At 58.2% G+C, this 20,318-nt stretch carries 13 protein-coding genes and 3 pseudogenes; 14 read left to right on the top strand and 2 right to left on the bottom strand.

The genetic code is table 11. From position 1 onward, the window contains the following. Positions 1-21: 21 nt before the first annotated feature. The 7 genes and pseudogenes from WB650_RS01835 to WB650_RS01805 all read left to right on the top strand — a co-directional run bounded on the left by WB650_RS01835 (position 22) and on the right by WB650_RS01805 (position 5,524). Positions 22-315 carry a hypothetical protein gene (locus tag WB650_RS01835; protein ID WP_423959209.1) on the top strand — a complete coding sequence of 98 codons (294 nt, stop codon included), beginning with the start codon at positions 22-24 and terminating at the stop codon, positions 313-315. 84 nt (positions 316-399) lie between these two features. Further along, a pseudogene (gene glgX, locus WB650_RS01830) lies at positions 400-2,693 on the top strand (glycogen debranching protein GlgX). 31 nt (positions 2,694-2,724) lie between these two features. Beyond that, positions 2,725-3,027, top strand: coding sequence for a hypothetical protein (locus WB650_RS01825; protein ID WP_422302608.1), 303 nt, complete (start codon positions 2,725-2,727; stop codon positions 3,025-3,027). Between the two features lie 18 nt (positions 3,028-3,045). Beyond that, positions 3,046-3,615, top strand: a complete 570-nt coding sequence (locus tag WB650_RS01820) for a cupin domain-containing protein (protein WP_422302610.1) — start codon at positions 3,046-3,048, stop codon at positions 3,613-3,615. 217 nt (positions 3,616-3,832) lie between these two features. Beyond that, positions 3,833-4,294: pseudogene (locus WB650_RS01815) on the top strand (APC family permease); the annotation flags it as partial. A gap of 23 nt (positions 4,295-4,317) precedes the next feature. Further along, a complete protein-coding gene (locus tag WB650_RS01810) occupies positions 4,318-4,674 on the top strand; it encodes a hypothetical protein (protein ID WP_422302612.1) in 357 nt (118 codons plus the stop codon). Positions 4,675-4,786: 112 nt separating this feature from the next. After that, positions 4,787-5,524, top strand: a complete 738-nt coding sequence (locus WB650_RS01805; protein ID WP_422302614.1) for a hypothetical protein — start codon at positions 4,787-4,789, stop codon at positions 5,522-5,524. A gap of 77 nt (positions 5,525-5,601) precedes the next feature. Here the strand turns inward: WB650_RS01805 and WB650_RS01800 are convergent, their stop codons facing one another. Beyond that, a complete protein-coding gene (locus WB650_RS01800; protein WP_422302616.1) occupies positions 5,602-8,319 on the bottom strand; it encodes an ATP-binding protein in 2,718 nt (905 codons plus the stop codon). Between the two features lie 467 nt (positions 8,320-8,786). Here WB650_RS01800 and WB650_RS01795 point away from each other — a divergent pair, with 467 nt between their 5' ends. The 7 genes and pseudogenes from WB650_RS01795 (at position 8,787) to WB650_RS01765 (ending at position 19,353) form a co-directional block, all read left to right on the top strand. Continuing rightward, complete coding sequence (locus tag WB650_RS01795; RefSeq protein ID WP_422302618.1) at positions 8,787-8,987, top strand: hypothetical protein; 201 nt, start codon at positions 8,787-8,789, stop codon at positions 8,985-8,987. A gap of 296 nt (positions 8,988-9,283) precedes the next feature. Next, positions 9,284-10,695, top strand: a pseudogene (gene fumC / locus WB650_RS01790) (class II fumarate hydratase). Next, entirely contained in the window at positions 10,670-12,349 is a 1,680-nt protein-coding gene (locus tag WB650_RS01785; RefSeq protein WP_422302620.1) for an NAD-dependent malic enzyme, read from the top strand. Before fumC ends, WB650_RS01785 begins: the two are co-directional and overlap by 26 nt. A gap of 134 nt (positions 12,350-12,483) precedes the next feature. Continuing rightward, positions 12,484-13,992 (top strand): efflux transporter outer membrane subunit, encoded by a 1,509-nt coding sequence (locus WB650_RS01780; protein ID WP_423959206.1) that lies wholly within the window; start codon positions 12,484-12,486, stop codon positions 13,990-13,992. Continuing rightward, positions 13,989-17,195, top strand: a complete 3,207-nt coding sequence (locus tag WB650_RS01775; RefSeq protein WP_422305320.1) for an efflux RND transporter permease subunit — start codon at positions 13,989-13,991, stop codon at positions 17,193-17,195. The genes WB650_RS01780 and WB650_RS01775 overlap by 4 nt, the downstream gene beginning before the upstream one ends. 1 nt (position 17,196) lies before the next feature. Beyond that, a complete protein-coding gene (locus WB650_RS01770; protein WP_422305318.1) occupies positions 17,197-18,363 on the top strand; it encodes an efflux RND transporter periplasmic adaptor subunit in 1,167 nt (388 codons plus the stop codon). Between the two features lie 33 nt (positions 18,364-18,396). Then, positions 18,397-19,353: a D-2-hydroxyacid dehydrogenase gene (locus WB650_RS01765; RefSeq protein WP_422305316.1), complete on the top strand. Its 957-nt coding sequence runs from the start codon at positions 18,397-18,399 to the stop codon at positions 19,351-19,353. 166 nt (positions 19,354-19,519) lie between these two features. Here the strand turns inward: WB650_RS01765 and WB650_RS01760 are convergent. Beyond that, on the bottom strand, positions 19,520-20,318 hold a 799-nt coding region (locus WB650_RS01760; RefSeq protein WP_423959204.1), incomplete at its 5' end, for a transketolase-like TK C-terminal-containing protein.

Here is a 20,318-nt window from a genome sequence, read left to right as displayed (position 1 = left end):
ACTCCCAAAGGAGAGTTTCCGATGAAACGCGTGATTATAGGACTAAAGAGAGCGGCGATTATTGGGGCATTCGCGATGCTGGCGTCGGCCGGTTGTTCGACGGAAACACAGCCACCCACAATTGAGACCGGCTCACCCTTGGCGCAAGCCAATTTCGACTTGCGGAAGTGCGACCAACTCGAGCCCAATCTCTACAAGTGTCCGGCGGTCGATAAACCGCTCTGTACGCCCCAGTTCAACCGCGACGACCTAAATTGCGTGCGGATCGGACCCAAGGGCAGCGTGTTCGTCCAGCGCCAGGGCGCCAACACGTAGCATTGAGACCATAGGTAGCGGATGCGGAAGTTGAACGTTAATTCGCATCTCGGAACTAAGTGCTAAGCGCATAGGACGGCGAAAATGGCCACTGACTTACAAGCCATCCGCATTTGGGAAGGCAGCTCAACCCAGCGTGGCGCGACCTGGGATGGCCTGGGAGTTAATTTCTGCTTGTTCTCAGCCAACGCCACGAAGGTCGAACTGTGTCTGTTCGATCAGAGCGGAACCCAGGAAGTCCAGCGAATTGAGTTGCCGGAATACACTGATGAGATCTGGCATGGCTATCTGCCCGACGCCGGACCAGGAACGGTGTATGCCTACCGCGTGCACGGCCCCTATGAACCCGAGAAGGGCCATCGGTTCAATCCTAACAAGCTGGTCCTGGATCCCTATGCGAAGGCGCATATCGGTCAACTCAAGTGGGGTCCTGAGTTATTCGGTTATACGTTGGGCGCTCAAGGAGACGATCTCACCTTCGATAAGCGGGATAGCGCGCCGCTGATGCCGAAGTGCGTGGTAGTCGATTCTGCGTTCACTTGGGCTCATAACCGTAGGCTCATCACTTGGGGTCGCGACCGCAGGCCCAACGTACCGTGGGATCAGACGATCATTTACGAGCTACACGTCAAAGGTTTCACAAAGCGCAATGCGAACGTCCCGGAAAACCTTCGTGGCACGTTCGCGGGCCTCGCCCGCAAGGAAGTGCTCGACTACATCAAAAGCCTGGGAGTGACTTCCGTCGAATTGCTCCCTATCTACTCCTTCATCAGAGAGGGCGGGTTGATCGAGAAGGGACTGACCAATTATTGGGGATACAATCCTATCGGCTTCTTCGCGGCGGATCCGCGTTACTTCGCGACTGGGGCGATCACGGAATTCAAACAGATGATCGCTCATTTCCATGATGCCGGCGTGGAGGTCATCCTCGACGTAGTTTACAACCACACTGCGGAAGGCAATGAACGTGGGCCGACCCTTTCGTTCAAGGGCATAGATAACGCGTCTTACTATCGCCTGTTGCCCGACAACCCTCGCTACTACATCAACGACACGGGCGTTGGCAATACCATGAACCTGAGCCATCCGCGCGTACTGCAGATGGTCAACGATAGCTTGCGCTACTGGATAACGGAACGCATGTCGACGGCTTCCGCTTCGATGAGGGGACCATACTCGGACGCGAAGGCGCGGGCTTCGACCAAGGCGGTGGCTTTCTGGACAGCTGTCGGCAGGACCCATTCCTGAACCAGGTGAAACTGATCGCAGAACCATGGGATTGTGGGCCGGGAGGATACCAGGTGGGGTCTTTTCCGCCGGGATGGGCCGAGTGGAACGATCGCTTTCGAGATACGGTCAGAAGTTTTTGGAAGGGAGATGAAGGGAAGGCGGCGGAAATGGCTTCGCGCCTGGCTGCTTCGGCCGATCTGTTCAAGAAAAGGGGTCGCAAGCCTTACGCAAGTGTTAATTTTATCACAGCTCACGACGGCTTTACGTTGAACGACCTGGTCTCCTACAACGACAAGCATAACGAAGCCAACGGCGAGAACAACCAGGACGGCATCTCAAACAATCTTTCCTGGAATTGCGGCGCGGAGGGTCCCACTCAAGATCGTGAGATCAACAACCTCCGCGAGCGACAGAAGCGCAATATGCTGGCGACGCTGCTCTTTTCACAGGGGACGCCGATGCTTCTGGGCGGCGACGAGTTCGGCCGGACTCAGAAGGGCAACAACAACGCCTATTGCCAGGACAACGAAATCAGCTGGGTAGATTGGGAGGGAATCAAAGAAGACGGACAATCGTTGATTGCTTTCACCCGGAAACTGATCCGTTTGCGCCATGCTCTTCCCATCCTTCGACGCGGCCGGTTCCTCAGCGGCGAATACAACCCGGAACTTGAGGTCAAGGACGTCACCTGGATCAATGCATCAGGCAGAGAGATGCAAAGGAGTGACTGGGAGGACGGCAGGATGCATTGCTTCGGCATGCTCATCGACGGAAGGGCTCAAACCAGTGGCATCAAGCGAAGAGCTTCCGACGTCACCCTGCTGATCGTGATCAACAGTTATTACGACCGCGTCAAGTTCACTCTTCCCGAATTCGTCGGCGGCGACCAATGGCTGACTTTTATAGACACCAACGACCCCGAGCGCAAGGAGGCGTCTACTCTTAAGACGGGAGATAAGTATGACGTCACTGGCCGTTCGCTGCTGTTGCTCGCGGCGCTGACCAACGGTGAGCCGGTCAAGGTGATAAGTCGCCTCGCGCTCGACGAGCTATTGCGCGAGAACGTGCGACCCCATGAGGTTTATCGCGCCGGCGGGATCCGCCATGACGACGCCGTGCTGCCAACTACCAACCATAGAAGTGCTTAAAGGGAGCGACAATAATTTCGGAGGTAATGCCATGAACGTTCGATGCTTACTTACCAAGGCCGGCGCAACGGTCGCGGCAGTCGCTATGCTCACGTTTGCGGGATGCGGGTCGCAGCCCGATCTGACGCCGGCTCAACAGAAGGCCGGTGACTACGCCGAGATGAATTTCGACCTTGACAAGTGCTTGCCCATCGAGCCCAATCTCTACAGATGTCCGGCAATCGACAAGCCAATATGCACAACTGAGTTTTCACGGCCCAATATCGAATGCGTACGTATAGGAGCGAAGGGCCATGTCTTCGTGCAGCAGCTAGGCGGGTTCGGGGTAATCTGACAAAGGAATCGAGAGTCTATGTTCAGCAACAAAGGCGAAGCGATCCGGACCGTCATAGACGGCACGCTCGAGGATGATGTTTGCTTGAGCCGACGGGCGCTCTTGTTCGGCATACTAGCAGGAGGTCTGCAGTTGGCGGCATCGGGTACAATTGCGCGGGCCAGCGCAATCAATCCATCGGAGACTCAAATAACTCTGCCCGACGCTATCAAGTGGACCACCTGGACCGGCGCCCCTCCGCACATCGGTGAAATGGCGACGCTCTATGGAGGCTTGGATAAGCCCGGGCCATATCTGGTTTTGATGAAGTGGTATCCAGGCTACATGAGTGCCCCGCACTCCTATGCTACAGATCGACTCTCGCTGGTAATGTCCGGCACATGGTGGGTGAACAGCGGCGCTGATTTTGATCCGGACAGCACAGTCCCGGTTCCTGCCGGAGGATTCGTCAGACGCGTCGCCGGCACACCGCACTACGATGGGGTAAAGAGGGGCGCGAAGCAGCCCGCCGTAATCGCGCTATTCGGCATCGCGCCGGTCGACCTAAAGCTAGTCGATCCAGGCAAACCAGTTTGGCGCAAGATATAGCTGCGATATCCGGGCTACTACAAGAATGGTCCCGGACTCGCGACTGCTAGATCGAGAAAAGACGTGCTTGGGCGTGGGCTATGCTATCAGGTCTCAAGGGTTCTTCCCGTTGCCGTCGATACCCGGGAATGCCATTCTGGAGCCCAACCGACCAGTGCTGCTGCGGGTTCTGATAAGACAACTAGCTGCGGTTCGGCGTCAACTCCCGGCCCCTAAAATTTCACTGATCGACACCATACTTGGACGTCCTCTTGCCTCCCATGAGGCGGGCGAGCAGCGCATCGGTTCAGCCGCGGGCGTGCCGACCTTCGGACTCGATGCGCTCAGTTCCGCCGCATATGGTCCCGAGGCGGCACTGACCGTACTTCTGCCACTCGGTGCGGCGGGACTGACGTTGATCTTTCCGCTCACAGTGGCGATCGTCATTATGCTCGGCATCGTATACGTCAGTTATCGGCAGACCATCGCGGCTTATCCGAGCGGCGGCGGTTCCTATACTGTGGCGCGCGAAAACCTCGGCGCGAACGCCAGTCTTGTGGCCGCCGCCGCCCTGATGACTGACTACCTGCTGAATGTCGCGGTCGGGATCTCGGCCGGTGTCGGCGCATTGATCTCGGCCCTACCGGCCCTTCAGCCTTACGCGCTCACGCTATGCCTCCTGATTCTGACTCTGCTGACCTTCGGATGTCGCGCGAGGTCGAAGTGCTGCATATCGAAAGCGAAGACGGTACCAACTCGCTGAAACGAATTTGGCCGTCGCGCGTGGAGGAGCCGGCGCGTGAGGCGGAGCGGCAGGTCCCGCAGCTCACGGTCCTGAAGTCATCGTTTCGATTCGTGGTCCAGCCGATCATCGATCACGTCCTGGAGATCGAACAGAAGAACCCTGATCGCACCATCGCGGTGGTGCTGCCGAAGTTGGTCGAACGCCGATGGTACCAATATTTTCTCCACAACCAGCGCGACCGGCTTCTTGCGGCTGGTCTGTTGAGTAAGGGGAGGCACAGGATAGTGATCGTGAATGTGCCCTGGTATCTCCGTAACGGCAGTGATGGCGGATAACACCAGCCAGAGCAGCCCGGCAGCTCCAGACGACCTCGTGTCCCGCCGACGAGCTTAAAAGTATCAGCGAGGGAAGGGCCGATGGGTATCGACGGAGATTGAAGTGTCGGGAATGCGCCTAATCGCTATCGATCAGATCGTTCCGCTCTTGAGCCTCACTGGCGTCGTGCTCAACGCCCTGGGCGGACTCTATCTCGCCTACGATCTGCTCGGGGCGAAGCAGGGGCCGCTGCGGATGCTGTCGCGGCTCTTCACATACAGCGCGATTTTCGGACTCGGCTACGCCGCGATGCTTGGTTTGTGGTTTGGCCTTGCAGGTGCGTTCGTCATGGGACCCTTAATCGAATATCAACTTCGGCGACGCGCGCGCGGAGTTCCGCCTTCGAATCTGGAGTGGGCGGCGATGGCAACACTGCGCGGGTCCGCTTTTGGCGCCGCGGGATGGCTAGCCGTCGGCCGCGACTTCGGACTCGCCTTCGGTGTCCTGAGTGCGATCGCGATGCATCTCTCATACGCGTCCGGCTTCGGCACGAACATGTATCGTATCTACCAGCGTCCACGGATCGAGCGATCGATATTTCAAGGCGGCCTCGTGAGAGGCATGATGATCGGGCTTGCCGGCGTAATCAGCGGCGCAATTACCGGACGCTCAGAGGCGTTTTTTCATGGTATCCAGATAGGCCTGGTCGTCAGTGTGCTTAGCACCACCGTGGAAATCCTGAGCCCGTTGGTAGAATGGTGGGCCGACAACTTGCCCGATCGAGCGCTGGGCGGTTATGGCGCGTTCCTGCTTCTGATCGGTTCCGCACTGCAAACTGTCCAATACGTAATTCCGCTCGTCTCGCGCTGAAGATATCTGGACCGGTGCGAGTCCATTGATGTCGTCATCGTCGATCGGTGGTCGATCGATCCGAGACTTAGGCTTACCTATCGGCAGCGGGCTAGCAGAGCCTGGGTCATCTCGAGGTGACGTGGCATTCCGATAGACTCGTAACTCTGCAGCGCTTCATTGAGCAGCGTCTGTGCTTTTTCGTGATCTCCTTTAGCGGCGCGATCAATAAGCATCATGGCGTGGAAGCGCCGTATCTCCGTCTGTTCGAGATGGTCGGGGAAAGCCTCGGCTTGTTGCATCGCGGTCCGGAAGTGATCTTCAGCGGCTTCCCACTGATGTGCCGCAGCCGCGGCGAGACCCGCGATCGTCTGCGTGAAGCGCCGAATGGACCAAAGCACCACCGTTTCGGTGCCCACCAATTCCCGAACGAGCGGGTAAAATTGTGCAGCTTGCGATTGCTCGCCGATCATGACAAGTCCCTCAATAACAGCCGCGAGCATCCACCACGAACCTCTGGTGTTCGGTTGGCCGGTAATAGGCAGCAACATGCGCTTCTGATGAAGGAATTCTACTGCACCGTCGTGATCGCCGGCGTAAGCCATCAGTCGAAAAAGTGTTCCTTCCTCAAATCCCTCGGTCGAACTCCTTAGTTCAGCGCGGCAGTCGGCGTGGGCTTGCGAGAGTGCGGCTGCCCAGTCTCCGCGAAAGAAATCTACGAAAGTCTGATCTATCTCGGAGAAATCCAAGAACATATACAGCGCCTTTTGGCCAGATTTCAATTGTCGGAGAGTGGTTTCGAGTTTGGTCAGATCGGGAGCTTTACCGAATTCTGTCCAAGCTCGCGTACTGATGCAGAGCGCGAACGAGTAAGAATCCCCAATCTTTCGCGCCAGGGGTTCAAGCTCGTCCGCGATTCTCAACGCCTCTTCCACGCGTTCTAAAAATAGCAACGTCAAATACAGAATCCGCAACTGTAGGTTACGCTGCCAGGGAGATGCTTCTGACCCAGCCAGTTGTTCGCTGCGGAAACCGTCTGCGGCGGCTTCTCTCAACCGCAGGAAGGCATAATTTGTTGCCGAGCGAGTGCTGAGCACGTCCGCCATGAGGTTTGCATCCGAGAGCTGGGACGCAATATTCAACGCTTCCTGGAGCGCTTCTTGTGCCGGTTTGTAGTCTCCGGCGGCTCCGTAGGCCCGTCCGAGGGCAGCGGCTAGACGCGCCCGCTCAGCGCTAACATCCGCCTGCAAGTAAGCGAGCCCGCGTTGAGCGGTTTCAATGGCTTCCTGGAAGCGACCAGCCCAGTTGAAGGCGTCTGTTAAATCGGTAAAGCTCCTCGCGATCATCTCCCGATCGTCGAGACCAATGTAGATTTCGAGGGCTTCGCGGAGATTGGCAACTACTGTGTCCCACAGATCAAGACCTCGCTCGGCGGTCGCAAGGCTCGCCAACAACTCGGCCCTTTGTCTTGGGTCAAGGGCGCCTTGATGCGACAGGGCAGATTGGAAGTTCCGCCGTGCTTCTCTAAACGCCGCAGCCTCAAGTGCGCTCCTGCCTGCCAGCGTGAGCCAACGGACTAGTTTTTGCTCGTCAGCAAACGATCCTGGCTTGAGCAGATGGTCTGAGATCTCTCCGGCGCGCTCCTTAACGGCATCAGGATTTAGCCGCTCGATAGCGTCGGCTACGGCCGCGTGGAGTCGCTCTCGTCGCGGCGCCGAGATGCCGGCAAGTAGAGTCTGACGTACGAGTTCGTGGGAGAAAGTGAACGGCCTTTTGGGCCCCTCTGAGCTCGGAACGACTATTCCCATCCCCTGCGCCTTCTCTATGACGCCGAAAAGTTCGTCAACGTCCATCTGGTTTACCGCGGTCAGAAGTCGAAAGCTGAAACTGCGCCCGATCACTGCAGCGGCCGCCAGCGCTCGCTTCTCATTCTCGTCGAGGCGCTGCAGGCGGCGACCGATGATCAACCGCACGTTTTCCGGAACCTCGATCTCGTCGATCTTGAGGTCGGTGCGGAACTGGCCGGCCGCATCGAAGACTTTCCCCTCTTCGGTAAGATGCCGGTACACCTCCTCGACGAAGAATGGATATCCCTGGCTTTCTTCAAAAATGAGGCTTACCAAACTCTCCGGGGCCTCGCGCTCGCTCAGCCCTTGTAACATCTGCGCGACGGCGTTTTTGGACAGACCGCCCAGCTTGTGCGGACGGACACCGATCCGAATCAGCTCCTCCAGAGTCCTTACCAACGCCGGATTGGTATCCGAATATCCGTCGCGGTAGGTACCGATAATTACAACCGGGAGTTGACCGACGCGGTTGGCCAGGTGAATCAAAAGTGCAAGCGTTGACTCGTCTGCCCAGTGAAGGTCCTCAAGTATGTACAACTGCGAAAGTGTTTGAGCCGAGCGGGCCAGCGTCTCGGAGACGCTTTGGAAAAGGTAGCGGCGCTGCTGGGCCGGCGGCAATTCGAGCGGTTTCGGAAGATCGGGGAAAATTCGCCGCAGGCTTGGAGCGATCTGGGCCAGTTCGGCCGCATTGTCTCCCATCCGGCGACGGTAATCATCCTGGCTTGCCGCCTGCGCCAGATTGCTTTCGATGATCTCGGCGAACGGGACGTAGGGTACCGGTTCGTCTCTTTCGTAGCAGCGGCCCACAGAGCACCGGAAGCCGAGGTGCAAAGCGTATTCGGCCATCTCCATCGCCAGGCGGCTCTTACCCACCCCGGGTCCATCCCAGAGCATGACAACCGATCCGTGGCCGGTGCTCGCACGATCGATGACCGCGCGAATCGCACCGCCTTCCGATTCCCGTCCCACGAACGCAGCTCCGCCAGCGAGAACGGAGAAACCTCCAGCACCACTGGCGGCCCTTGCGGATGATCTGCACGCGCTGGAGCGCGATCGGCCCTTGGAGCCGGCGGCTGGTCTGGCTTGACCGTCGCCGCGGCGAACTCCCACTCAATCGGGAAGTCGAGATCTGGCTGGTAGGAGCAGAAGTTGCCGGTCTTGATACTTCGCGCGAAGATGTCTCCCAGCGCGGCATCGCTCTGCGCGATTCTGTCCAGTACCGACTTGATGGTCTTAGTGATACTTTGGCGGGCGCGTTCCGAAGCTGATACCGCCCGCCGATTGCGTCCACCGAGTCCGATGGCGCGCGAGAGCTCCCTGGTCAGCGCATCGATTTCATGTTCCGCCTGCTCAGCGCGCTTTACGTTTCCCCGCGCTTTGGCTTCTTCCAACTCTTCGCGTAGATCGGAAAGCCGCCGCCGGTAGGCAACCTTCGCTTGCTCGTCGAGCATCTCGCCCGCATCACCCAGACTGCCGATATGAATGCCTGCCTTTTCGAGATCCTCGTCTCCGCGCGGCAAGCCCCGCTCGGATTGATCGACTCCGTCATCATCGCGCTGGCCGGCAATGCCACCGGCCAAATCAAGCACGTGAAATTCGACCCCGGGATGGCGCAGCAGATGCGCGAGGTACCCTAGCCCTTTGGAGTCCTTCAGACGAAAGGAATTGCCACCGTAGCCGACGGTCCAGTATTCGCCCTCTTTGCGGAACACTCCTTTTTGGACGACACGGGCGCTCGGCCCGGCGTCGCGGACACCAGTTGAGCCTGCGCTTCGCCTGTCAGGTGGCATCCGAAATCTCTCCATGCCGAGCGAATCTGGTGACCGAACCGGATTATCGCCACATCCGTGGCGTTCGGCAAACCGTGAAACGCTCAATTTGAGCGGTCATTTTTCACGCCGTATAAGCGTCGCATTTGAATCGGAGCATTTTCATGACCGAATTTCGCAGAGAAACCGACAGCTTGGGCGTGGTCGAGGTGCCTGCCGACAAACTATGGGGGGCGCAGACGCAGCGCTCACTGGAACACTTCAGCATCGGCCAGGACCTGATGCCGCGGGAGATGATCACGGCTTACTCAACGCTGAAAAAGGCGGCGGCTAACGCCAACCATGCGGGTGGACGGCTGGACGACTCGGCTCACCGGCTGATCGTGCAAGCTTGCGACGAGATCCTGGCCGGTCAGCACCACGACATGTTTCCGCTGCATGTGTGGATGACGGGCAGCGGGACGCAGTTCAACATGAACGTTAACGAGGTCATCTCCAACCGCTGCTGCCAACTTGCGGACACCGAACTGGGCAGCAAGGCGCCGGTCCATCCTAATGACCATGTGAATATGTCGCAGTCGTCCAACGACTCGTTCCCCTCGGCGATGTATATCGCCGCAGCGGTGAACGTCACCGGGCGCCTAATCCCTGCCGTCACTCGGCTGCGCGACGCTATAGCGGCTAAGGCCGAGCAATGGAAAGACATCGTCAAGATCGGCCGCACCCACATGCAGGACGCCACGCCGATCACGCTTGGGCAGGAATGGTCGGGCTACGCCGGGATGCTCACCGACGACCTCGAGCGAATCGACGACACGCTGAAGAGCGTGTACCGGCTGGCGCTCGGCGGCACCGCGGTGGGCACCGGCATCAATGCGGCACCCGGTTTCGCCGAAGCAGCGGCGGCTGAGATCGCGAAGCTCACGGAGTTGCCGTTCGTCAGCGCGCCGAACAAGTTCACCGTGCAAGGATCGCATGATGCGCTCGTGCAGTTGTCCGGCACATTCCGGACGCTGGCCGTATCTCTTTACAAAATCGGCAATGACATTCGCCTGATGTCCTGTGGGCCGCGCGCCGGCTTCGAGGAATTGGAGATCCCCGAGAACGAGCCCGGCTCCTCGATCATGCCCGGCAAGGTGAATCCGACCCAAGCCGAAGCGCTGACCATGATCGCGGTGCAGGTGATGGCTAACGACGTGGCTGCGGGCTTCGGCGGAGCCGGCGGTTACCTCGAGATGAACGTCTACAAGCCGCTCTTGATTTTCAACCTTACCCACTCGATCACAATCATGACCGACGGTTGCACAAACTTCCGCAAATTCCTGATCGAGGACACCAAGCCGAATCTGAAAAAAATCAAAGAGAATGTGGAGCGCTCGCTGATGCTGGTGAGGCGCTGTCGCCGGTGATTGGCTACGACAAGGCGTCGAAGATCGCGCACTACGCGATGGATAACGACCATACGCTAAAGGCCGCCGCGCTCAAGCTCGGCTTCGTGACAGAAGCTGAATTCGATCGCGTCGTCGATCCCAAAAAGATGGTCCAACCCTATGTCGCGGCTGCGGCGGCTAAATGACTCACCGGCAACGGAGGACGACAAAATGACAAGTACACCACGCGGCTTGGCGCTTTTGCGTGATCCGCGACTAAACAAATCGACTGCTTTTACTGAAGCCGAGCGTGAAGCTCTCGGACTCGTGGGCCTCGTACCCGAAGGAATCGACAGCGAGGACACTCAGGTCAAGCGAGCGCTGCTTCAGTTAGGGCAAAAACCGACCGACCTGGAAAAATACATTTTCCTGTCGCAACTCCAGGACACAGACGAGACGCTATTCTATCGGCTGCTGATGTCGGATCCCGCGATGTTCCTGCCGCTGGTGTATACGCCGACGGTCGGTGAGGCTTGCTTGCAGTTTGGCCACATCATGCGCCGGCCCAAGGGTCTATATATTTCTATCAACCGGAAGGGCCACGTAAGAGACGTTCTTCGAAATTGGCCGGAACGCGACATTCGCTTTATGGTGGTTACCAGCGGCCAGCGGATTCTCGGACTCGGCGACCTGGGTGCGAATGGCATGGGGATTCCGATCGGTAAGCTGGCACTATACACCGCATGTGCCGGGGTACCGCCTCAGGTCACCCTACCTGTGCTTATCGACTGTGGCACGAACAATGAGGCGCTGCTCCGCGATCCGCTTTATTTAGGCCTGCGGCAAACGCGTCCGGAAATCTCACAGTTGGACGAGTTCGTGGAAGAATTCATTACCGCCGTCCAAACTGAGTTCCCCAACTGCTGCGTTCAGTTCGAGGATTGGGCCGGAGTCGACGCTGTGCGATTGCTAGCCCGCTATCGCGAACGGATCTGCTGCTTCAATGACGACATCCAAGGTACCGCCGCAGTTGCGCTTGCCGGAATTCTGGGAGCGTTACGCATAACCGGCGGGAAGCTTTCCGAACAGACCTTCTTGTTCCTTGGTGCGGGTTCGGCCGGCATCGGCATCGCGAACCTGTTGACGGAAACGATAGCGCTCGAAGGAATTCCACGCGAAAAGGCCCGCGCACGTACCTGGTTGTTCGATGTTAACGGGTTGCTGGAATCAAGCCGTAAAGACCTGGCGGATTTCCAGAAGCCGTATGCACATCCGCACGAGCCAGTGAAGAATTTCGTCGACGCGATTGAATCGATCAAACCGACTGCGATCATCGGCGTCAGCACCGTTGCCAAGGCTTTCAATGAGCGAGTGATCAAGGCAATGGCCCGAATCAACCGACGCCCGATCATTTTCCCTTATTCAAACCCGACCTCGCATTCAGAATGCACGGCCGAGGAGGCCTACCGCTGGTCGGAGGGCCGAGCGGTCTTCGCTAGTGGGAGCCCTTTTCCTCCGGTGCGATTCGGTGATCGGACCTTGGTTCCCGGGCAGGGAAACAACGTGTACATCTTCCCTGCCATTGGAATGGCCGTCTATGCGACTCGCGCAAAACTGATCACAGACGAGATGTTCATCGCCGCTGCCCGTGCGGTGGCCGAGCAGGTGACCAAGGCGGAGCTGGACGTCGGGCTGATTTATCCGCCGCAGTCGGAAATCCTGAAGACCGAGTTGCACGCGGCACAGCGCGTTGCGGAAGTGATCTTCGCGCGTGGGCTCGCCCGCGTTCCGAAGCCGAGCGACATTGGCGCTTTCATTCAGTCGGAGACCTATAAGCCCGAATATCCGGCGCTGATCTGACAAGTCGGGGGAAATTGGCGCGACCCGCAAATCTCACGATTTGAGCGGTCACTTTTCACGCCTTTGGCATCGGAGGATGACGGTAGTTTTCCGTCATGTGGGCGGCCATATAGCGCACCACGACCGAGGCCCAAATGCAGGCACTCACGCGCATTTTCGGTACTATAGAAACAATCGTAATAGCTGCTACGGTGTGTAGCTGCGCGGTAGGGCCGGATTTCCACCCCGTCGCTGCTCCCAAGGTTAGCGGATATACCTCGAGCCCGTTGCCGGCTCACACTGCTTCCGCCGATGTTATCGGGGGATCTGCGCAAACCCTGCAGGCCGGCGGGGAGATACCCGGCCAATGGTGGAATCTTTTTCATTCCGAGCAACTTGACCGGCTCGTCAACGAGGCTTTAAAGGCGAACCCCAATGTCACGGCTGCACAGGCAGCGTTGCGTGAGGCGACCGAGACCGCGGCAGCCGAAAAGGGTTTCCTGTACCCGAGCGTCAATGCGGGTGTGACCGGACTCCGCGAGCGCCGACTTTATTACCACACCGGACTACCTACGGGGATCACGTCGCCCTACAACCTCCTGAATGTCGGCGTAAATGTGTCTTACACGCTGGATGTGTTTGGCGGAATCCGCCGGCAGGTGGAAGCGGCCAATGCGCAGGCGGAATACCAGCAATTTCAGTTGGAAGCGACTTACCTCACCCTGACGGCGGATGTCGTCACTGCCGCGATTCAGGAGGCTTCGCTACGTGGTCAGGTCGCGGCAACAAATAGGCTGATCAACGACGAGCGCGATCAGCTCAGTATCGTACAAAACGAATTTGATCTCGGCGGCGCTTCGCAGGCCGATGTGATGGCGCAACAGACCACCCTCGCGCAAACCGAGGCCATGCTGCCGCCATTGAACAAGCAGTTGGAAATCGAGCGGGATCTGCTCAGACTTCTCACTGGTCATTTTCCTAACGAGGATGTCGGCGCGAATTTCGATCTGTCGGAACTTCAGCTGCCGCAAACCCTGCCGCTGAGTCTGCCTTCGCAGCTCGTCGAGCAACGGCCGGACGTTCGCCAGTACCAGGCGCTCCTGCACGTCGCGAGCGCGGAGGTCGGCGTGGCTACCGCGAATATGCTGCCGCAGTTCACGATCAGCGGCGGGCTCGGAACTTACGCAGCAGCGGGGGTCAATCCCGCGATACTCGGGTGGAGCGTCGCTGCGGGAGTTGCACAGCCGATCTTCGAGGGCGGAACTCTTCTGCATCTTAGACGCGCGGCGATCGATGCTTACAACCAGGCCTTAGCCGAGTATCGCTACTCGGTTCTGGTCGCATTCCAGAACGTTGCGGATTCCCTGCATGCGATCGAAACCGACGCCGACGCTCTGAAGGCGGACGCAATCGCGGAGCGCTCAGCGGCAGAGAGCTTCAAGCTGGCACGTGATCAGTATCAGGCCGGTTATATTCCATACCTATCACTGCTCGTCGCGGAAAATTCCTATCAGCAGGCGATCATAAGCCTCGTGCAGGCAGAAGCCAGCCGTTATGCGGACACCGCGGCACTCTTTCAAGCACTGGGGGGCGGCTGGTGGAACCGGTCAGATGTCGTCGCGTCCGACGTCGCGATCAAGGACTCGCGGAGCCTCATACCATGATGTGGCTAGTATTCGTCGCGCTACGGCGCCCGCTGTCGGTAGCGGTCATGGCCCTGCTGATGCTCGTACTCGGGGTCTTATCGTTCGCGTACATGAACACAGACATCTTCCCGGCGATCAATCTGCCGGTCGTGATGATGGTATGGAACTATCCCGGCCTCTCTCCATACGACATGGAGCGGCGGATGGTGACAATCAGCGAGCGCGCACTATCGACCACCGTCAACGCAATCGAACATATGGAGTCGGAGTCGCTCCTGGGGATCGGCATCGTAAAGATTTATTTTCAGCCCAATGCGGATCCGGGCTCCTCGATGGCGCAGGTCAGTGCCGTCTCGAATGCCATCCTGCATCAGATGCCGCGAGGTACCGAACCGCCGCAGATCATCTACTACAACGCTTCGAACGTCCCGGTAGCTCAACTTAATGTTTATAGCGACGTTCTTTCAGGAGAGCAGTTATACGATTACGGATTCAATTTCATCCGGCTCGCGCTATTCACAATTCCAGGATTTTCCAGCCCGCAGCCATTGGGAGGCGTGCCCCGCAATGTGATGGTCAATCTGGATCAGGCGGCTCTCTACGGCAACCAGTTGTCGGCCCAGGACATCGGCAATGCACTCTCACTGACCAACCCGGTAATCCCCTCTGGAACGATTCGTGTTGGCGGGCATACCTATGACGTCGACATCAACATGAGCCCGCAGACAGTCCCGGAATTCAACCAACTGCCGGTGAAGGTCGCGAATGGCACGCCGGTTCTACTTGGACAACTCGCGCCGGTGAGCGATACCCATCAGCCCGTGACAAACTCTGTGCAGATTAACGGTCGGCCCGCCACGTACCTGCTCGTGATTAAGCAGGCTGCCGCCTCGACGATAACCGTTGTCGATCAGGTCAAAGCCCGCTTACCCGGCATCATGTCGGTCGCCCCTAAAGGATTGAAGATAGCGCTTACGTTCGATCAGTCGGTGTTTGTGAAAGCGGCCCTATGGGATGTGCTTCAGGAAGCACTAACTGCAGCCACGCTAGTGGCAATAATGGTGCTGATTTTCGTGGGCTCAGCACGCAGCATGCTAATCGTCATTACGTCGATTCCGCTAGCTATCCTGACCTCCATCATAGCACTGAACCTCTTCGGACAGACCATTAACACTATGACGTTGGGCGGACTTGCACTGGCTGTGGGAATGCTGGTCGACGATGCGACGGTGGAGATCGAAAATATTCACCGCAATCATACTCCAGGCAAGCCCCTAGTCACCGCGATACTGGAGGGCGCGCATCAGATCGCCACGCCCACGCTAGTCGGCACGCTTTCGATTTGCGCCGTATTTTTTCCGGTGGTGTTGCTGTCGGGTGTAGCTCGCTATCTGTTTCCGCCGCTTGCGCTGGCGGTAGTGGGCGCGATGCTGACCTCCTATCTCTTGTCGAGAACGTTGGTGCCGGCGATGGCCAGTCATCTGTTGCCCAACTTTGTAGAGACCGCTCCACCTTCCGGACTCTTAGGCCGTTTCCTATCGGGATTCGAACACGGCTTCAATCGCGTCAGGGACGCGTACAGTCGCGCTTTGGCAGCTTTCATAGAACATCGGCGACTAGCCCTGACGGGCGTAGCCGTGATGATCGTGGGTTCGCTACCGCTGTTCTGGGTCGTCGGCCAGGATTTCTTCCCGCGCGTCGATACCGGACTGATGAGGCTTCACATCCGCGCCCCAACTGGGACCCGCATCGAATCGACATCGTACCTGGTCACGAAGATCGATCGCGATATCCATCAGGTGATTCCGGCCGACGAGCTTGAGAGTATCAGTGACAACGTGGGGGCTCCGCAGTCCTTTGTGCTCGCCTACTACCCGACCGACAGCGTCGGAGACCAGGACGCGGACATCATGATAGAGCTGAAGGCGAAACATAGCCGCCCGACGGCTTTCTATGAAAAGGCGATTCGGGCCAGGCTCGCGCGCAACTTTCCCGGCGTTGAAGGCTACTTTCAGGCCGCTGACATCGTAAGTCAGGTCCTGACCTTCGGCCTATCCGCTCCTATCGATGCGCAAGTGTCGGGGCCAAACCTTAGCGCCGACTATATGCTGGCCAGTCGGCTGCAGTCGGTGATGCAACGTATTCCCGGGCTCGTCGATCTCAGGATTGCGGAACCGCTCAACTATCCGTCATTTAAGATTGATGTCGATCGTGCCAAGGCGTTGGAACTTGGGTTAACTGAATCGGATGTGGCCTCGAGTCTGTTGACCTCGACCAGCGGCGATTCGCTGCTAGCACCTAGCTTCTGGGTCGATCCGAAAACGGGAGTCAACTATTCGGTAATCGCTCAGACGCCGCAGCATAGACTGAACTCGATTGATGCTATTTCAAATACGCCGCTCAGATCTTTGTCTGCGGCGCCTACTGCTGACAGTCCGCAGCTCCTCGGCAATGTCGCCAGAATTTCTCGCTCAGCGGATCCAGCCGTGATCGACCACTACACGGTGCAGCGAGTCATGGACGTGAATGCCAGTGTATCTGGACGCGACCTGGGGAGCGTCACTTCGGATGTGCAAAAAGCGATCGCCTCTCTTGGGAAGTTGCCGCCTCAGCAGAAAATCGTCATTCGCGGCGAGAGCCAGGCGATGCGGGAATCCTTTATAACTCTCAGCGCGGGACTCGTGCTGGCGATCGTGCTGGTCTACCTGCTGATGGTTGCCAATTTTCAATCCTGGCTGGAACCTTTCATCATTTCGTTGGCTATACCTGGTGCGCTCGCGGGAGTGCTGTGGACACTGATAGCGACAGGCACGACCATCAATGTCGAATCCCTGATGGGCACTATCATGGCTGTCGGCGTGGGCGTGTCTAACGGTAATTTGCTGATCACCTTTGCCAACGAGTTGCGCGAGGAAGGCGGAGAATTCTCGGACGCCGTCAGCGCCGCAATCCAGGCCGGTCATATCCGCTTCCGACCGATTATCATGACCGCGCTCGCAATGATTCTCGGCATGCTGCCGATGGCGCTGGGACTAGGCGAGGGTGGCGAGCAGAACGCTCCGTTGGGCCGCGCTGTAATAGGAGGACTCTTATTCGCCACCGCGATGACCCTCTTCGTTGTACCCACGGTCTACTCAATCTTCAGCCGAGAATACATCGGTAAGAATGAGCGCGACGCGCGAATCATGAAATTCGCGCCGAAGGCCATCTTAGGAGAGTAAAATGGAAGCCAGCCACGCCCATAAAGAAGTCTCCAGGCAAGATCGTCGTCGTCATGTGATAGGATGGTTTGCGGCGATGATCGCGGTCATAGTTGGAAGCGCTGCGGTCGTAGTGTCACGCACCTATGCTATCAGCGCGCAGCGTTCGGAACTCGACAAGGTTGCGGAAGCGGGCCCCCACGTTCTCGTGACTCATCCCCAAGCTGCATCGGCAGACCGCCGGCTCACACTTCCCGCCACGATCCAGGGTTATGTGGAAACCCCGGTCTTCGCGAAGATCTCGGGATATCTAAAAGAGATCCGCGTAGATAAAGGCGATCGGGTCAAAAAGGGCCAGGTCATCGCTATCCTTGAATCTCCTGAACTGGACCAACAGGTCGCCGACGCCAAAGACAACCTTTGGTTGCAAACCACCACCGACAAGCGCGATGCGGGGCTTGTACTCAAGCACGGAGTCTCTCAGCAGATCGCCGACAATTCGCACGGTGCCGCTCTCCAGGCAGACGCCACCTACAAACAACTACTCGCCTTGCAGTCCTACGAGGTGATAACCGCGCCGTTCGACGGAATCGTGACTGCGCGATATGTCGATCCTGGCGTTCTGGTAGCCCAGACCATTACTCCAACCAGTACCTATCTGCTGAGCCATCTCACCGAAACCGCGTCGCCCCTGGTCCAACTTGCAACCCTAAGCCCTATCCGCGTCTACGCGAGCGCGCCGCAGGACGTGGCAAAATTCATCGACGATGGGACTCCAACCGAAATCTCAGTGGTACAGCGCCCCGGCCAGGATATCAGCGCCAAGGTCACTCGACACCCGCAGGCTTTGGATCCCGCGACGCGAATGATGCTGGTGGAAGCAGACATCCCTAATTCCGACGGCGCGCTATATCCGGGGATGTACGGCACGATGTCGCTCGCGGTGAAAGTGCCAACGTCGGCGCCGCTGGTTCCTGACGATGAGCTCATCTTCCGCGAGGGCAAGGTGTTCGTGCCGTTGGTCCAAAACTCGACCGTGCATCTAGCGCCGGTATCGCTCGGTTTCGACAATGGTTATTCCGTCGAAGCTACCAGCGGCATCGCCATGAACGATCTAATCGCGCTCAATCTGGGTCAGTCGGCGATCGAAGGTGAACGAGTGCAGCCGGTTCAGCAAGCGACCAAGTGATCATTCCTCTCTAGAAGGTGAGGTATGCCCGTCATGAAGATAGTCGTTCTCGATGGTCACGCGTTGAATCCCGGCGACTTGAGTTGGGAGCCGCTGCGTACGATTGGCGAGGTGCAAGTCTTTGACCGTACTCCAGCCGATCAGGTTGTAGCGCGTGCGCACGACGCGGAAATCGTTTTCACCACCAGGACCCGCCTTTCTGCGCAAATCCTGCGTCAGCTCAAAAAGACGCGTTATATCGGCGTGCTCTTCACCGGGTACGATGTCGTCGATGTGAAGGCAGCGCGCGAGCTCAACATCGCAGTCACCAATGTACCGACCTATGCGACGTCCTCGACCGCGGAATTTACATTTGCGCTGCTCCTGGAGCTGTGCCATCACGTGGGCCTTCACGGCGAGGCGACTCGCGCCGGCGAGTGGTCGCGATCACGGGATTTCAGCTTCTGGAGAACTCCGTTGGTCGAGCTGGCGGGCAAGACGATGGGAATAATAGGTCTTGGTCGGATCGGCCAACGCGTGGCAGCGATCGCACTGGCGTTCGAAATGCGGGTAATCGCCGCCGACGAGGTCCGAAGCGCGGTTCCTGACTGGCCCGGGTTTCGATGGTGTGAAGTCGATGAACTACTGACGCAGGCGGATGTCGTGAGTCTGCATTGCCCGCTGCTCCCGCAAACCCAGGGAATTATCAACTCGAGGTCCCTGGCTTTGATGAAACCGAGCTCGTTTCTCATTAACGCGTCTCGTGGTCCACTGATTATAGAGCAGGACCTGGCTGACGCGCTCAACAACGGCCGTCTGGCGGGCGCGGCGGTTGACGTACTTTCGAGCGAACCGCCTGCTCCCGACAATCCGCTTTTGCGTGCCAGGAATTGTATCGTAACGCCGCACATCGCGTGGGCAACCAAGGAAGCGCGAACGCGACTACTCAATATCGCGATCGCCAACGTGCGCGCATTTCTCGACGGCCATCCGGTCAACGTTGTGAATTAGAGATTATCAGCAACGTTCGAGCAGGAGCGCCAGGACACGCCTCTACAGCCTGATCGTGGAGCAACCAGGATGGGTAAGCAGCCTGTTGCGTAGAGCATGCTGGATCTTAGCTGCGGTGCGGGCCGGACGCTTCGATGCGCGACTTGTTTCGAGCTCTATGGATGTCTTACCCAGGGCGGTTGGCGGCCAGGATAGATTTGGCAACTTTGACGATGTGCTCTGGAGTAAAGCCCAGCTCACGCATCACGATTTCTCCCGGCGCTGAAGCACCGAAGCGGTTCAGCCCGATGATTGCGCCTTCGAGGCCCACGTAGCGCTCCCATCCTAGCGGGGAGCCTGCCTCAACACTGACTCGCGCTTTGACGCCGGGAGGAAGAACCATGTCCTTGTAGGATTGCGGCTGCGCCTGAAACAAATCCCAGCAGGGCATCGAGACCAACCGGCTGGCAACTCCCTCACGAGTCAGTTGGTTGTGCGCCTCGAGCGCGATCGACACTTCGGAACCGGTAGCGATGAGGATAAGCTTGGGCGGACCTGCGGCGGAGTCGGCAAGGACATAAGCTCCTTTTGCCGTTCCCGCAGCGGGGGCCAGCGTACTGCGGTCCAAAGTGGGCAACTTCTGGCGCGTAAACACCAGCCCCACGGGCCCCTCAGTATGCGCCACCGCGATCTTCCACGCTTCCACAGTCTCGTTGGCGTCGGCCGGGCGCAGCAGCATTAGATCGGGAATCGCGCGCAGGCTTGCCAGTTGTTCCACCGGCTGATGCGTGGGTCCGTCCTCGCCCAATCCGATGCTGTCGTGGGTCCACACATAGATGACGTGGGCCTTGCTCAAGGCCGCCAGTCTGATGCTTGGCCGCATGTAGTCGGAAAACGTAAAGAAGGTGGCGGCAAAGGGCAGGACGCCGCCATGCAGGGCCATGCCCGTGGCAATCCCGGCCATCGCGTGCTCGCGAATACCGAAA

Source organism: Binatus sp. (SeqCode), from assembly GCF_049584895.1.
Taxonomy (GTDB): domain Bacteria; phylum Desulfobacterota; class Binatia; order Binatales; family Binataceae; genus Binatus.
Note: the sequence above shows the minus strand (reverse complement) of the source record. Positions and strands in the feature narration are given on the sequence as shown.